General features: G+C 75.6%; 14 protein-coding genes. 10 read left to right on the top strand and 4 right to left on the bottom strand.

The annotated features are described in order from the left end of the window. Positions 1-124 precede the first annotated feature (124 nt). Both ACIGG8_RS30755 and ACIGG8_RS30750 read left to right on the top strand, forming a co-directional pair. On the top strand, positions 125-577 hold the full coding sequence (locus ACIGG8_RS30755; RefSeq protein ID WP_396551984.1) for a universal stress protein: 453 nt from the start codon (positions 125-127) through the stop codon (positions 575-577). 52 nt (positions 578-629) lie between these two features. Continuing rightward, positions 630-1,463 (top strand): DNA-formamidopyrimidine glycosylase family protein, encoded by an 834-nt coding sequence (locus ACIGG8_RS30750; RefSeq protein WP_396551983.1) that lies wholly within the window; start codon positions 630-632, stop codon positions 1,461-1,463. 47 nt (positions 1,464-1,510) lie between these two features. Here ACIGG8_RS30750 and ACIGG8_RS30745 read toward each other — a convergent pair whose 3' ends face one another. The 3 genes from ACIGG8_RS30745 to ACIGG8_RS30735 all read right to left on the bottom strand — a co-directional run bounded on the left by ACIGG8_RS30745 (position 1,511) and on the right by ACIGG8_RS30735 (position 4,035). Next, positions 1,511-2,146, bottom strand: coding sequence for a uridine kinase (locus ACIGG8_RS30745; RefSeq protein WP_396551982.1), 636 nt, complete (start codon positions 2,144-2,146; stop codon positions 1,511-1,513). A gap of 29 nt (positions 2,147-2,175) precedes the next feature. Beyond that, the gene (locus ACIGG8_RS30740; RefSeq protein ID WP_396551981.1) at positions 2,176-3,495 is read right to left on the bottom strand and encodes a PQQ-binding-like beta-propeller repeat protein; all 1,320 of its coding nucleotides are present in this window, start codon (positions 3,493-3,495) and stop codon (positions 2,176-2,178) included. Positions 3,496-3,705: 210 nt separating this feature from the next. Continuing rightward, positions 3,706-4,035: a DUF4326 domain-containing protein gene (locus ACIGG8_RS30735; protein ID WP_350521052.1), complete on the bottom strand. Its 330-nt coding sequence runs from the start codon at positions 4,033-4,035 to the stop codon at positions 3,706-3,708. 93 nt (positions 4,036-4,128) lie between these two features. On the opposite strand from ACIGG8_RS30735, the gene ACIGG8_RS30730 reads away from it, so the two are divergent. From ACIGG8_RS30730 to ACIGG8_RS30695, 8 genes are all read left to right on the top strand, one after another. After that, positions 4,129-6,657, top strand: coding sequence for a SpoIIE family protein phosphatase (locus ACIGG8_RS30730; RefSeq protein ID WP_396551980.1), 2,529 nt, complete (start codon positions 4,129-4,131; stop codon positions 6,655-6,657). Positions 6,658-6,811: 154 nt separating this feature from the next. After that, complete coding sequence (locus tag ACIGG8_RS30725; RefSeq protein WP_396551979.1) at positions 6,812-8,482, top strand: sensor histidine kinase; 1,671 nt, start codon at positions 6,812-6,814, stop codon at positions 8,480-8,482. Between the two features lie 190 nt (positions 8,483-8,672). Continuing rightward, positions 8,673-9,341: a response regulator transcription factor gene (locus tag ACIGG8_RS30720; RefSeq protein WP_350521083.1), complete on the top strand. Its 669-nt coding sequence runs from the start codon at positions 8,673-8,675 to the stop codon at positions 9,339-9,341. A gap of 556 nt (positions 9,342-9,897) precedes the next feature. Continuing rightward, entirely contained in the window at positions 9,898-10,665 is a 768-nt protein-coding gene (locus ACIGG8_RS30715; protein WP_396551978.1) for a transglycosylase family protein, read from the top strand. A 153-nt stretch (positions 10,666-10,818) separates the two neighbouring features. Next, positions 10,819-11,274, top strand: a complete 456-nt coding sequence (locus ACIGG8_RS30710) for a hypothetical protein (protein ID WP_396551977.1) — start codon at positions 10,819-10,821, stop codon at positions 11,272-11,274. Further along, the gene (locus ACIGG8_RS30705; protein WP_396551976.1) at positions 11,186-11,668 is read left to right on the top strand and encodes a class I SAM-dependent methyltransferase; all 483 of its coding nucleotides are present in this window, start codon (positions 11,186-11,188) and stop codon (positions 11,666-11,668) included. The genes ACIGG8_RS30710 and ACIGG8_RS30705 overlap by 89 nt, the downstream gene beginning before the upstream one ends. A gap of 169 nt (positions 11,669-11,837) precedes the next feature. Next, positions 11,838-12,593 carry an SDR family NAD(P)-dependent oxidoreductase gene (locus tag ACIGG8_RS30700; RefSeq protein ID WP_396551975.1) on the top strand — a complete coding sequence of 252 codons (756 nt, stop codon included), beginning with the start codon at positions 11,838-11,840 and terminating at the stop codon, positions 12,591-12,593. A gap of 208 nt (positions 12,594-12,801) precedes the next feature. Further along, a complete protein-coding gene (locus ACIGG8_RS30695) occupies positions 12,802-13,407 on the top strand; it encodes a TIGR03086 family metal-binding protein (RefSeq protein WP_396551974.1) in 606 nt (201 codons plus the stop codon). A gap of 69 nt (positions 13,408-13,476) precedes the next feature. Here the strand turns inward: ACIGG8_RS30695 and ACIGG8_RS30690 are convergent, their stop codons facing one another. Next, positions 13,477-13,944, bottom strand: a complete 468-nt coding sequence (locus ACIGG8_RS30690) for a (2Fe-2S)-binding protein (protein ID WP_396551973.1) — start codon at positions 13,942-13,944, stop codon at positions 13,477-13,479. Between the last annotated feature and the right edge of the window lie 79 nt (positions 13,945-14,023).

The raw sequence follows: 14,023 nt of genomic DNA, 5'->3' as shown, positions 1-14,023 counted from the left end.
GGCTTCCGGCACGGGATTCGAATGCGCCACGCCGCTGTCGGTGTGGCGCATATCGGCTGTATGTCCGATTTGATCTATGTTCGTGCGGTCGGGACCGGTCAGGAGCAACCGAAGGAGCAAGGCCATGCGTGCCATTCCCCGGATCGTCGTCGGCGTCGACGGGTCGCCCGCCTCGGAGCAGGCGCTGCAGTGGGCGGTCGACTACGCCGAGGCCGTCGGCGGGACGATCGACGCGATCGCGGCCTGGGAGTACCCCGCCTTCTACGGCTGGGCCGGGCAGGGCGTGCCGAACCTCGATGTCGTCAACCCCGAGGAACTCGCCGGCAAGACCCTCTCCGAGACCGTCACCAGGGTCGTCGGCAGCGCCCCGGCCGTGCAGATCAGCGAGCGCGTGATGCCCGGCAACGCCGCCCGGGCCCTGCTGGAAGCCGCCGAGGGCGCGGCGCTGCTCGTCGTCGGCAGCCGCGGCCTCGGCGGGTTCGCCGGCGTGCTGCTCGGCTCGGTCAGCCGCCACCTCACCGAGCACGCGCCGTGCCCGGTCGTCGTCGTCCGCGAGCGGCACGCCGCATCGGAGTAGTGCGACGGGGGACGGCGACCCGCCGGGCCGCCGCGCGGACCAGAATGGAGGCATGCCAGAAGGTGACTCCGTCTACCGCGAGGCGGCCCGGCTCCGCGAGGCCCTCGCCGGACAACTGCTGACCAGCGCCGACCTGCGGGTGCCCGCCCACGCCACCGCCGACCTCGCCGGCCGCCGGGTGCTGGAGGTCGCCCCGCGCGGCAAGCACCTGCTCACCCGCCTCGAAGGCGGCCTGACCCTGCACACCCACCTGCGGATGGAGGGCCGCTGGGAGGTCTACCGCCCCGGCGAACAGTGGAGCGGCGGCCCCGACTGGCAGATCCGCGCCGTCCTCGGCACCGAACGGGGCACCGCCGTCGGCTACCGGCTGCCCGTCGTCGAGCTGCTGCGCACCGCCGACGAACGGCGGATCGTCGGCCACCTCGGTCCGGACCTGCTCGGCCCCGACTGGGACCCGGTCGAGGCCGTCCGCCGGCTCCTCGCCCGCCCGAGCCGCCCGGTCATCGAGGCCCTGCTCGACCAGCGCAACCTGGCCGGGATCGGCAACGTCTACGCCAACGAGCTGTGCTTCGTGGCCGGCGTGACGCCGTGGACCGAGGTCGGCGAACTCCCGCACCCCGACCGGCTGGTGGAGCGCGCCCGGCAGATGCTGGAGGCCAACAAGCTACGCCCCGGCCACATCACCACCGGCGACACCAGGCCCGGCTACCAGCACTGGGTCTACGGCCGGGCCGGACGGCCCTGCCCGCGCTGCGTCACCCCCGTGGTGAGCGGGCGTCAGGGCGCGCCCCCGCGGGACCGGGCGGTGTACTGGTGCCCGTACTGCCAGCGCGGCCCCGCCCCGGTCGGCGCTCGTTCCGGCCGGGGAAGGGCGCCGGGGCGCTGAGGCCCGGCCCGCGTCCCGCCGGCCGGCGTCCCGCCCCCGCGGCCGGCTCAGGACTGCTCGACCAGGGCGGGGTGGCGGGGGTCGTCCATCCGGACGGTGATGTCGGCGAGCTCGGTGGGCACGGTCTCGGCGTCGTAGCGGGCGAAGGCGGGGAGGGTCCACCGGCGGTCGTCGGGCGTGCGGCGGGCCAGGGCGGCCGGGGTGAGGGCGAGGTGGACGGTCAGGTCCAGCGGCAGCCGGCGGCCGAGGAGGAGCTGACCGTCCAGCACCAGCACGCCCCCGGGCGGGAGCAGGGTGTACGGGGCGCGGGTGGAGCGGTCGGTGACGGGATCGCGCAGCGAGGGCAGGACGCGCCCGCTGCCGCCGGGCTCCAACGGGTCGAGGACTTCGCGCAGCAGGGCGCCGTCGTCCAGCCAGAGGTCGTGGAAGGCGTCCGCGTCGTGGTGGCCGTACTCCAGTCGGATCGAGGCCGGGCGCAGGAAGTCCGCCGCCGACACCCGCAGCGTGGGGCGGCCGCGCAGCCGCAGCGGCTCCACCAGGGCGTCGGCGAGCGCCTCGGGGCGGGCGGCCGCGGCACCGTCGACGGCCACCCGCAGCCGGCGCCCGTCGGCGTCGGGCAGGGCGGTGATGCGGTCGGCGAGCAGCTCGGCCAGGTTGTCGGGGGAGATCGGGCGTACCTGCATCGGGCCATCCTGCCGTCTCGTGGGGCCGTTCAGGCGAGCGGGAGGGCGTGCAGGACGTCGTCGTGGCCCGCGTAGAGGCGGTTGCCGTCGGCGGCGAGCGTCCAGGCGTCCTTGCCCGGGCCGGAGTCGCGGAAGGTCCATCTCAGCTCGCCGGTCGCGGTGTTGATCGCGCTGACCCCGCCGACCGAGGTGCCCGGGACGAACAGCGTGCCGCCGACGACCAGCGGACGGCTGCGGCGGTCCAGCAGGAACGGCAGCGGGCAGGTCCAGAGCACGTCACCGGTGGTCGCGTCGTGGCCGGTGACGGTACCGTGGTCGCGTGCGACGTACACCCGGGGGCCGTCCGGGACGGGCGGCAGCGCCCGCCAGGAATCGCCGCGGGCGGGGGAGTAGGTCCAGCCCGGGGCGCCGGTGGGGTGCAGCATGCGCACGCCGCCGTTGCCGTCCGGGACGTAGACGTCCTGCGAGCCGGTGGCGCACCAGCGCAGGTCCTCGTCGCCGGGGGCGGTCCACAGCTCCCGGCCGGTGGCGGCGTCCCGGGCCACCAGCTCGGCGCGGCCGCCGACGAAGCGGACGCAGGCCAGCAGCAGGCTGCCGATGCCGGTGGCGGGGGTGACCGGCTGCTCCTCGGACGCGGTGGGGACGGACCACAGGACGGAGCGGTCGGTGACCCGCAGCGCGAAGAGGCGGTTGTCCGGCGCGGTGCCGTCGGGCCGGGGGCGGCCCCAGGCACAGCCGTAGACGATGCCGCGGTCGTAGCCGGTGAGCCGGACCTGGCCCTGCAGGTCGTCGGGCAGCGGCAGGCTCCAGTCGCCGGCCGGGTCGGTGAAGTGGCGGGCCTCCAGGTGGCCCCGGTACGTGGTGGTGAAGAGGTGGTCGGGCCCGAACACGACCTTGCCGAGCATGTCGAGGTCGCTGGGCCAGTCCCGGGTCTGCGGCGGGTCGAGGACCAGCAGCCGGGCGGCGGTGCCCCGGGCCGGGTCGAGGACCTGCAGGCCCTTCCGGGAGAGGTAGACCGGACGGTTCGGCGGGTCGGTGAGCCGCTCCGGGGTCATCGCGTCGGGGCCGCGGTACGTCCAGGCCGGGGTCGGCCCGGAGACGGCGGTGGGCGGCCCGGTCGGCACCGGCGCGGGGAGCGCACCGTCGGCACCCGAACGGCCGAACGCCCAAACGGCCCCGCCGGCCGCGAGCACCCCGGCACCGATCAGCAGCCGGCGCCGGCTCGGCCGAGACCCGTCCCAGCCCCCGCCGATCACGTCCTCGGACGCCTCGCCGTCGCCGCGCTCCTCCCCGTCCCACTGCCACGATGCCCCGCGCTCGGAGGCCCCTTCGGACGACGGCGACTGCATGACGCTCTCGCTTCCCCACCCGGCGGTCCCGCGCCGCCACCCGCCCGGAGGATATCGAACAGCCCCCGAACGATCCGAGACCCGTGAGGCCCCGATCCGGCTGCGGCACGCCGTGCCCGCCCGCCCGGCGGCCCGGGGGAGGTGCGCCGTGACGGCCGGGACGATCGCACCCGACCTCTTCCCCGGGCCGGCCCTGACTCGGGGAGGGCGTCAGTGCTGCTCCGGGGGGTGGTCCGCGAGGTCGGCGAGGACGTCGGCGTGGCAGGGGAGGGGTGCGCACCAGCAGGCCAGGCGGTGGCCGCGCAGGGGCGGGACGAGGGCGAGGAGGTCGGGGCGGGCGAGCAGGTAGTCGCGGTACTTGACGACCATCTCCTCGCGGGTGAGGTCCGGGCCCGGGTGGTACGGGCAGTGCAGCGGGGACTCGGCGAGGTGCCAGCCGCCGCGGTGCGCGGCGCGGCCGACGTAGACGACGTCCCGGTAGTCGGGGTCGTCGCGGTGGCCCTTGAGGTTGACCACGGTGGTGCGGCTCGTGCGGGGCATGTCGTCCATGCTGCTGCAAGCGGGGTGGCCGGGCAGCTCGGGCCGGGGGCGGCCCGCCTTGACACGGTTCCGGGCCCGGCGTAGCAAAAGAGCATGCACCATCCGCACGCGACCGGTGGGGCCCCTGGGGCGCGCCCGGGGTCGGACCGGCCGCGGGAGCCCGGGGCCGACGCGGAGGTGCGCCGGGGCGGCCCGCGTGCCGGGCCCCGGGAGGGCCGGCCGGCCGAGTACCGGCGGGACGAGTTGATCGCGCACGCCGTGCGCCGGGTGCTCCGCTCCACCGGGGCGTACGGCGCGATGGTGCACCTGCGGTCACCGGACCGCAGGTCGCTGGTGCTGCGGACGGTCGCCGGGGTGCCGCTGTCGGTGATGAGCCCGTTCCGGCGGATCGCGGCGGCCGGGCCGCTGCCGGTCGCGGTCTGCTTCCGGACCGGGCACGCGATCGTGCTCTCCGACGGCGAGGACACCATGCGGCGCTTCCCGCAGCTCGCGGTCGGCCTGCCGTACGACTTCGCGTCCGCCTGCGTGGCGGTGGAGCACGACCGCGAGCGGTTCGGTGTGCTGAGCGTGCTGTGGCCCGCCTCCGACGACGGGGTGCCGGAGTCGTCGGGCCCGCAGCTCGCTGCCGCCGCGGCCGAACTGGGCGACGGGCTGGCCGAGTTGGAGGAGGCCGGGCAGTCCGTGGAGGCGGGCGGGGAGACGGCGGTGGTCGAGCTGCCGTCGCCGGCGTTGCCGACCACCCGGGTCGGGCTGTTCGACTGGAACGTGGCCACCGGGGCGCTCTCCGCCGACGAGCACTTCCGCGAGATCTTCGGCTTCGGGCCGGGCGAGTTCGACGGCACCGTGACCGCCCTGAACCGCCGCATCGCCCCCGGCGACCTGCCGGAGTTCCGGGCCGCCGCCCGCACCGCGCTGAAGCAGGGCGAGGTGCTGTCCGCCCGGGTCCGGGTGCTCGGGCCGGACGGCCTGCCGTACCCCGTGGAGCTGTGGGCCCGGGTGCCCGCGGCGATCTCCGACGGGCGGACCCACCTGGTGGGCGCGGTGCTCGACGTCAGCGGCCTGACCGCCGCCGCGGCCGCCGTCGAGCGGCTGCGCGAGGGCGTCTTCTCGATCGACCTGGACGGCCGGATCAGCTACGCCAACCACGCCACCGAACCGCTGCTGCGAGCCCGCCGCGAGGACCTGGTCGGCCGGCACCCCTGGGACGCGCTGCCCTGGCTCGCCGACCCCTTCTACGAGAACCGCTACCGCGCCGCCCTGCTCTCCCAGCGCCCCACCGCCTTCCTGGCCGCCCGCCCGCCGGACGGCTGGCTCGCCTTCTCGCTCTACCCCGACGCGCACGGCGTCACCGGCCGGGTGGTCGCCGCCGAGCCCCCGCCCGGCGCCGCCGAACCGCCGGCCACGCCGCCGCCCGTCACCCGCACCGGTGTCGGCGGCACCCACCACCTGCTCCAGCTGGCCAGCGCGCTCACCGAGGCGGTCACCGTGCGCGACGTGTGCCGGGCGGTGGGCGAGGAGATCCTGCCGGCCTTCGGCGGCCAGGAGCTCGCCATCTACACGGTGCGCGACCAGCGGCTGCAGCTCGTCTCGCAGACCGGCTACCCGGACGGCTTCCTGGACGGCTTCGAGGGCACCCCGACCGACGCCCGCGTCCCCGGTGCGGAGGCGCTCAGCACCGGCACCCCGATCTTCTTCGAATCGGTGCGCGAACTCGCCACCGCCTACCCCGGCCTCGCCCTCGACGAGATGGGCGCCTGGGCCTTCCTGCCGCTGATCGCCTCCGGCCGCCCGGTCGGCAGCTGCATCCTCGGCTTCGACCACCCCCGCCCGTTCACCGTCGAGGAGCGCGGCCTGCTCACCGCGCTCGGCGGCTTCATCGCCCAGGCGCTGGAGCGCGCCCGGCTGTACGACGCGGAGTTCACGGTGGCCCGAGGCCTGCAGCAGGCACTGCTGCCGCACCGGCTGCCCGAGGTGCCCGGCATCCGGATCACTGCCCGCTACCTGCCCGGCACCCAGGGGATGGAGATCGGCGGCGACTGGTACGACGCGATCGTGACCGACGAGGACGTCACCCTGGTGATCGGCGACGTCGAGGGCCACAGCGTCGGCGCCGCTGCCACGATGGGCCAGCTGCGCAGCGCCGTCCGCGCCTTCGCGACCGGCGGCGACCCGCCCGACCAGGTGCTCGCCCGCACCAACCGGCTGCTGCTCGACCTCGACCCCGGACTGCTCGCCAGCTGCTGCCTGGTCCGGCTCACTCCGGCCGACGGCACCGCCCGGATCGCCCGGGCCGGCCACATGCCGCCGGTGCTGCGGCACCCGGACGGGCGGGCCGAGGCGCTGTACATGGCGGGCGGGCCGCTGCTGGGGGTGGACGAAGGGGCCGAGTACCCCGTCGGCGAGCTGCGGCTGCGCCCGGGCGCGGTGCTCGCCCTGTACACGGACGGGCTGGTGGAGGATCCGGCGGTGGCGATCGACCAGGGCGTGGACCGGCTGCGGGCCGCGCTGGCCCGCGGCCCGGAGGGGGAGGGGCTGGAGGAGGCGGCCGAGCGGCTGCTGGAGGAGGTCGGCTCGACCCGCCGGGTGGACGACGTGGCGCTGTTGCTGACGGCCTTCGGCTGAGCCACCGAACGGGTGCGGTCGCCGTCGCCGTTGGTTGCCGACACGTCGTCGTTGCGGTCGCTGCTGCCGACGTCGCCGGCCTCAGACTTTCGTCGGCGCCGGTGGCGACGAAGGAGGACGGCGGGCGTCCCGACCGGCCGGTTAGCCTCGACGGGTGAATGCGATCGCACGGGCCTGGAAGAAGGCGGTACGGACGGCACTGCCGGGGCCCTGGCGGCCCCGGCGGGTGGTGGGGCAGGTCCTGCTCGCCCTGCTGATGGGCGGTCTGGCCGCGCTGCTGGAGGCCGCCACCGGCACCGGCCTGGCGGTGCCCTTCGGCCTGGGCGTCGCGGTGCTGTGGGTGCTGCGGCGCGGGCTGCCGACCACTGTGCTGCTGGCGGCCTCGGCGGCCGCCGGGTGGTCGGCCGGGCCGGTGCTGTTGCTGGTCTGCGCGGGTTGGGCGGCCGGGGCGAGGATCCAGCGGGTCTGGTCGCTGGTCACCGCCTTCGTCGCGGGCTGGGCGCTGTTCACCGTGACCGGCGTGCTGACGGACGCCTCCACGGCCTCGCCGAAGCTGGTCCTCGGGCTGTCGCTGGGTGGCTACCTGGTGCTCGCCGTGCTGCCCGCGCTCTACGGCCGCTACCGCGCGCAGCGGCGCGCGCTGCTGGACGCGCTGCGCGAGCGCAACGACCAGCTGGTGCGCGAGCGGGCCATGCTGGTGCACCAGGCGCGGCTGCGCGAGCGGCACCGGATAGCCCAGGACATGCACGACAGCCTGGGCCACCAGCTGGCGCTGATATCGGTGCACTCGGGTGCGCTGGAAGTGGACCGCGCCCTCACCGACCGGCAGCGGGAGGCCGTCGGCGTGCTGCGGCAGGCGGCGGTGGCGGCGATGCGCGAGCTGCGCGAGGTGGTCGGCGTGCTGCACGACGAGTCGACGGCGGCGCCGCCCCCGGTGGGGACGGCGGCCGCGGGCGGCGCCCGGGGCGGGGTGGACGGCATCGACGGGTTGCTGCAGTCCTCCCGGGCGGCCGGGGCGGAGGTGTCGCTCATCCGGGAGGGCGAGCGGCGCCCGCTGCCGGCCGCGGTCGACCACGCGGCGTACCGGATCGTGCAGGAGGCGCTCACCAACGCGCACAAGCACGCCCCCGGCGCGCCGATCGGCGTCGCGCTCCGGTACGAGCCGGACGCCCTGGTGGTGGAGGTGACCAACACGCGCGCGCCGGAGCTGGTGGGCGTGCGCGCCGGAGCGGGCCAGGCCGTGAGCGGCGGCCAGGGCCTGACCGGCCTGCGGGAGCGCGCCCGGTTGGTCGGCGGCATGGTGCACGCCGGGCCGACGCCCGAGCAGGGCTTCCGGCTGGCCGCCGTGCTGCCGTACGAGGGGGCGGAGGGCGGCCAGGAGGGCGCCGCTGCCGATGCCGGCGCGGACGACTGGATGTTGGAGGGCCTGCCGTCGGCCGACGAGGTGGCCGGCAAGCGGCGGAGCCCGGCGATGGGCTGCGCGGTCGGCGTGGCGGCGGTCGGGCTGGTCCTGCTGGGCCTGGTGGTCTGGGGCATCGTGGCCCTGATCGACGGCAACCACGACGCGACGGTCCGCCGGCCGGTGTACGACCGGATCGAGGTCGGCACGGCCGAGGCCGCGGTGCTGCACGAGCTGCCGTCCGGCAACGGCTTCTTCACCGACGACTACCGGAAGAGCGGTCCGACCCCGCCGGAGGGCGCGCAGTGCCGGTGGTTCCTGCTGGCCGGCTCGGCCGGCGAGGCCTGGGACGAGGATCACGTGGCGCGGTTCTGCTTCAAGGACGGCGTGCTGGTGGACAAGCAGGACTACGTCGCCAAGAGCTGATCGCGCGGGGCCCGGTCCGCGGGCGAGGACCGGCCCGGCCCGGCCAGACCCGCCCCGGCCAGACCCGCCCCGGCCCGACCCGGCCCGGCCCGACCCCTCCCGGCCCGGACGGGTGGTCGGGGCCGGTCGGCGGAGATGTGAGGATGGTGCCGCAGCCGAAGCACTGTTCGATCCGAGGGGAATGACCAGCGTGATCCGAGTCCTCGTCGCCGACGACGAGCCGCTGATCCGGGCCGGGATCAGGATGATCCTCGGCTCCGCCGACGACATCGAGGTGGTCGCCGAGGCCGCCGACGGGCGGGAGGCGCTGGAGCTCGCGCGGTCGCACCGGGTGGACGTGGTGCTGCTGGACATCCAGATGCCGGTGATGGACGGGCTGACGGCGCTCGGGGAGCTGGCGAGGATCGCCCCCGGCGCGCGGGCGCTGATCCTCACCACCTTCGGGGAGCGCGAGAACGTCCTGCGCGCCGTGACCGAGGGAGGCGCCGGCTTCCTGCTCAAGGACACCGCGCCGAACGAGCTGATCCAGGCCGTCCGGGCGGCGGCCGGCGGCAACGCCTTCCTGTCCCCGGCGGCCACCCGGCACATCGTCGACTCGCTGGCGGCCGGGCGCAGCGGCTCGCTGGCCGCCCGCAGCGCCGCGGCCCGGCGCCGGCTGGAGGTGCTCACCGGGCGCGAGCTGGAGGTGCTGGCGCTGCTCGGGGAGGGCCTGTCGAACGCCGACGCGGGGGCCCGGATCCACATGAGCGAGGCGACGGTGAAGACCTACGTGAGCCGCATCCTGGCCAAGCTGGGGTGCGAGAACCGGGTCCAGGCGGCGCTGCTGGCGCGTGACGCGGAGCTCGACGGACGGAACTGAGCGCGTTCATGTGCTCACGTCAAGTAGTGGGTGTGGCGGACGCCACTCGACGGCCGCTCGGAGCAGGGAACTCCGGATGCCGTGGTGACGGTCCGTCAGTACTTCGTTGCGATGAGTCGATGGTGTGCCGTCTCTGATGAACGGACAGATGTGAGTGAGGGCACGGGAGTTGATCGTTAGATCTTGTAAATGCGGTCAAACCCGGTCGAACCGGTCACCGTTTCTTGATCGATACCGCCGGTAACAGTCAACTGACCTGCGACGTCCAAGAATTGCTTGCTGAGCCCCGGGGATGCCCCTAGCTTCATTGGCGGCGCAACGAGCGCCACCCGGGTTCACCCCGACGCACCGCCCGCCGACTGACCCACGGCGCCAGGGCGGTGCCCGCCGAGCAGGCCGGCTCGTCCAGGCCCCGTCGGCGAGCGGAGGTGACCGGGGCGGCACGGCACGTCCGACGCGTGCCCGGCCGCCCGTCGAGTGAGGTGAGCGGACACCACCGGCCCATGTCCCGGGCCTGGTTCCGCCTGCCCGCCCGGGGCTTGTCGAGAGGATCCGCATGAATCCCCGTCACGAGACCACCGCTGCCACCGAGACCACCACCCAGCGCAACCGCGTGCGGCTGGCGGTCGTCGCGGGAGCCGCCGTCGCGGCCCTGCCGGTGGTCGGCCTCGTCACGGCCACCTCGGCCTCCGCCGCACCGGCCTCCGTCTGGGACGCCGTCGCCCAGTGCGAGAGCGGCGGCAACTGGAGCATCAACACCGGTAACGGGTTCCACGGCGGACTGCAGTTCTCCGCCGGCACCTGGCGGGCGTACGGCGGCACCGCGTACGCCCCCCAGGCCAACCAGGCGACCAGGGCGCAGCAGATCGCCGTCGCCGAGAAGGTCCTCGCCTCGCAGGGGCCGGGCGCCTGGCCGGTCTGCTCGAAGAGGGCGGGCCTGAGCAGGGGCGGCGCCCCGGCCGCCGTCGACACCCCGTCGGCCGCGAAGCCGGCCGCCAAGCCCGCGGCCAAGCCGGCCGAGAAGCCCGCCAAGCCGGCGGCGCGGGCGGCGAAGCCCGTCGACACGTTCGCTGCGGCGGCCGGGCGGCAGGCGCCCAGGGCCGCCGACCCGGCAGCGGGCCGGCCGTCGGCCAAGCCGGCGCAGTCCGCGCCGTCCACCGAGAAGAACAGCGCGGGCGGGAGCTACACCGTCAGGAGCGGCGACACCCTGAGCGACATCGCCGCCAAGTTCGGCGTCGACACCGACGGCCTCTACCGCAAGAACGTGCGCGTCATCGGCGGCAACCCGGACCTGATCTTCCCGGGCCAGACCCTGACCGTCTGACGCAGCCCGACCATCCGGCGGAAGGCCTGACCCAGCCTCCGTCGGAGCCCCGCACCACTCGGCCGAGCGGCCGTCCCCTGCCCGGGGCGGCCGCTCGGCGCGACGCGTTTCCCGGCCGTCCGATGACTCCTCGGGCGCCGGTAGGGTCGGCTGATGGTCCGACTGATCAGAGACGACGAGCTCGTCGCCACCTCCGTGGTGGCGAACAGCACGATGAACCGCGAGCGCGGGCTCAGCGGGGTGAACAGCTACGCCCGCTCGCTCGGTTTCGACCCGCTGGCCTGGCTGCGGGAGCGCGACGCCGCGGTGCCGGGCTGGCTGGACCTGTGCAGCGGTGAGGGCCGGGCGCTGGCGGAGGCCGCGCGGCAGCTGCCGCGCGGGGGCGCCGAGCTGACCGGGGTCGACCTGGTCGGCCCGATGGCCCCGCCGCCGGACGGGGCGGCCCGAGGGCCCGTCTTCGAACCCCCGCCTGCGGGGCGACGCCGGGGCACGCACCTCGCCGCGTTGTCGTCGGTCGCCGATGCTCCGCATGGACTCCCTCCTCCGCCTTGCGATGCACGCACCCCAACGCCGCCCCGCCCGCCCTTCGGGCGGACGACGGGGGTTTGAAGACAGGCCCCTAGCGCACCTGCGGCTGGTCACCGCGGCGGTCGCGGACTGGGCGCCGGACCGGCCGTACGACCTGATCACCTGTGTGCACGGCCTGCACTACCTAGGCGACCAGCTCGGCGCGATCGCCCGCGCCGCCTCCTGGCTGGCTCCGGACGGCCGGTTCGCCGCCCATTTCGACCCCGAGTCGGTGCGCCGGACGGACGGGAGCAGCGCGGCCCGCCCGGTGGTGGCGGCGCTGCGGGCGGCCGGGTTCGGGTACCGGGCGCGGCGGCACCTGCTCGTCCTGGACGGTGGCCGGCCGGTCGAACTGCCCTTCGTCTACGCGGGGGCCGACCCGGGCGCCGGGCCGAACTACACGGGGCAGCCGGCCGTCGGTTCGTACTACCGATAGGCGGAGCGCACGCCGGGGCGCGCGGCGCGGGCGGGGGTGCGGCGCGGGCAGGGGGTGCGGCGTGGCATCGTTGAAGGTTCAACGCAGCGTCCGAATACCGCCGGAGGTCCGCGGCGCCGCGGACCAGGATCGAGTCATGTCCGAGATCGGAACGAGGAGTTCTGGAGATATGACGATGAACGGAACCGCGGTGCTCGACGGCAAGGTGGCCCTGGTGACCGGCGGCAGCCGGGGGCTCGGAGCGGCGGTCGCGCTGCGGCTCGCCGAGGACGGCGCCGACGTGGTGCTGACCTACCAGGGCGGCGCGGAGCGGGCCGAGGAGGTCGCCGCGAAGATCACCTCGATGGGGCGGGCCGGCTGGGCCGTCCGCGCGGACAGCGCCGATCCGCAGGCGGTGCAGGCCGTGGTGGCGGCGGTCGTCGAGCGGTTCGGACGGCTGGACGTCCTGGTCAACAACGCCGGCGTCGGCGCCGTCGGCCCGATCGGCGAGGCGGCGCTGGACGACGTCGACCGGGTGCTGGAGGTGAACGTCCGGGCGCCCTTCCTGTTCGCGCAGGCGGCCTCCGCGCACCTGGGCGAGGGCGGACGGATCGTCACCATCGGCAGCTGCGTGGCCAAGCAGGTCGCCTTCCCCGGCGCCACGCTGTACGCGACCAGCAAGTCCGCGCTGATCGGGCTCACCAAGGCGCTGGCCCGCGAGCTCGGCCCACGCGGGATCACCGCCAACCTGGTGCACCCGGGCCCGATCGACACCGACATGAACCCGGCCGACGGCCCATCGGCGGAGTTCCAGCGCGGGCTCACCGCGCTCGGCCGTTTCGGCACCGGCGCGGAGGTCGCGGCGGCCGTCGCCTACCTGGTCGGCGAGGACGGCCGTTATGTGACGGGTGCGGAGCTGGCGGTGGACGGCGGCGTCGGGGCCTGACGGTCCTGGTGGCCGGTGGCCGGTGGCCGGTGGCCGGTGGCCGGTGGCCCGCTGGTCCGGTGGCAGCCGGTCCGCTGGCCGGCGTCCGGCACCCGGTGGCAGCGGGGTCCGGCGCGGTGTCGTGCCGGGCGGTTGTCGGCGCACGCGCTTACGATCGCCCGGCACGACCCGTGCCCCGACCGATGTGCCCCCGACCGAGAGGTGTGCCATGACCGCAGCGGAAGACCCGATCGGACTGCTCGCCCGGGCCCTCGCGCAGACCGCCGGGCTGATCGACGGCACCGGCGTCGAGCTGGCCGGCCACCCGACTCCCTGCCGCTCCTGGGACGTCGGCGACCTGGTCAGTCATCTGCTCCACGACCTGCGGCAGTTCACCGTCCGGGCGAAGGGCGGGCAGCCGGACTGGTCGCAGCCCTTCGCGCGGGTCGAGGAGGACTGGCTGCACGCCTTCGAGGCCGGGGCCGAGGAACTGGTCGACGCCTGGCGTGCGGCCGGGGACCTCGGCGGCACGCTGGAGGTGCCCGGCTTCGGCACCCTGCCGGCCCGCTTCCCGGTGGACCAGCAGATCGCCGAATTCGCCGTCCACGGCTGGGACTTGGCGCGGTCATCGGACCAGTCCACCGAGGGGCTGGACCACGAGGTGGCGCTGGCCGCGCTGGCCTGGGCCGAGGGCGCGCTCAAGCCCGAGTACCGCGGCACGGAGGAGGACCACCACGCCTTCGGCCCGGCCGTCGCCGTGCCCGAGGACGCGCCGCCGTACGACCGGCTCGCCGCGTTCTTCGGGCGCGATCCGGCGGCGCCGGTCACCGGGTAGCGCGGGGGCGGCGGACCGGCCGACGGGTGCGCACGCCCCCGCCCGCGACCGGGCGGGGGCGCACCACGGTCACGGCTTGGCCGGCCGCGCGGCCGCCGCCTGCTTGATCGCCTCCCGGATCCGCGGGTAGGTGCCGCAGCGGCAGACGTTCTGGATCCGGTCGATGTCCGCGTCCGTCGGATCCGAGGTGCGGCGCAGCAGGGCGACCGCCGCCATGATCTGCCCCGGCTGGCAGAAGCCGCACTGGGCGACGTCGCAGGCGAGCCAGGCCTCCTGGACGGGGTGCAGGGTGTCGCCGTCGGCGAGGCCCTCGATGGTGGTGACGGTGTGGCCCGCGCAGTCCTTGACGGACCGGGTGCAGGGCTGGAACTCCTGGCCGTCGAGGTGGCTGGTGCAGGCGCGGCAGACGCCCACCCCGCAGCCGTACTTGGGGCCCGTGACGCCGAGCTTGTCGCGCAGCACCCAGAGCAGCGGCATGTCGTCCGGGGCCTCGACGGTGACGGGCTGCCCGTTGAGGACGAAGGTGTGGGTGGGCATGGGGAGTCGGGATCCTCGGCTCTGGTGGTCGGGGGGCGGTGCCGGACGTTCGTGGTGCCGGACGTTCGTGGTGCCGGAC

It is taken from the genome of Kitasatospora sp. NPDC085464 (genome assembly GCF_044541955.1).
Classification (GTDB): Bacteria; Actinomycetota; Actinomycetes; order Streptomycetales; family Streptomycetaceae; genus Kitasatospora.
Note: the sequence above shows the minus strand (reverse complement) of the source record. Positions and strands in the feature narration are given on the sequence as shown.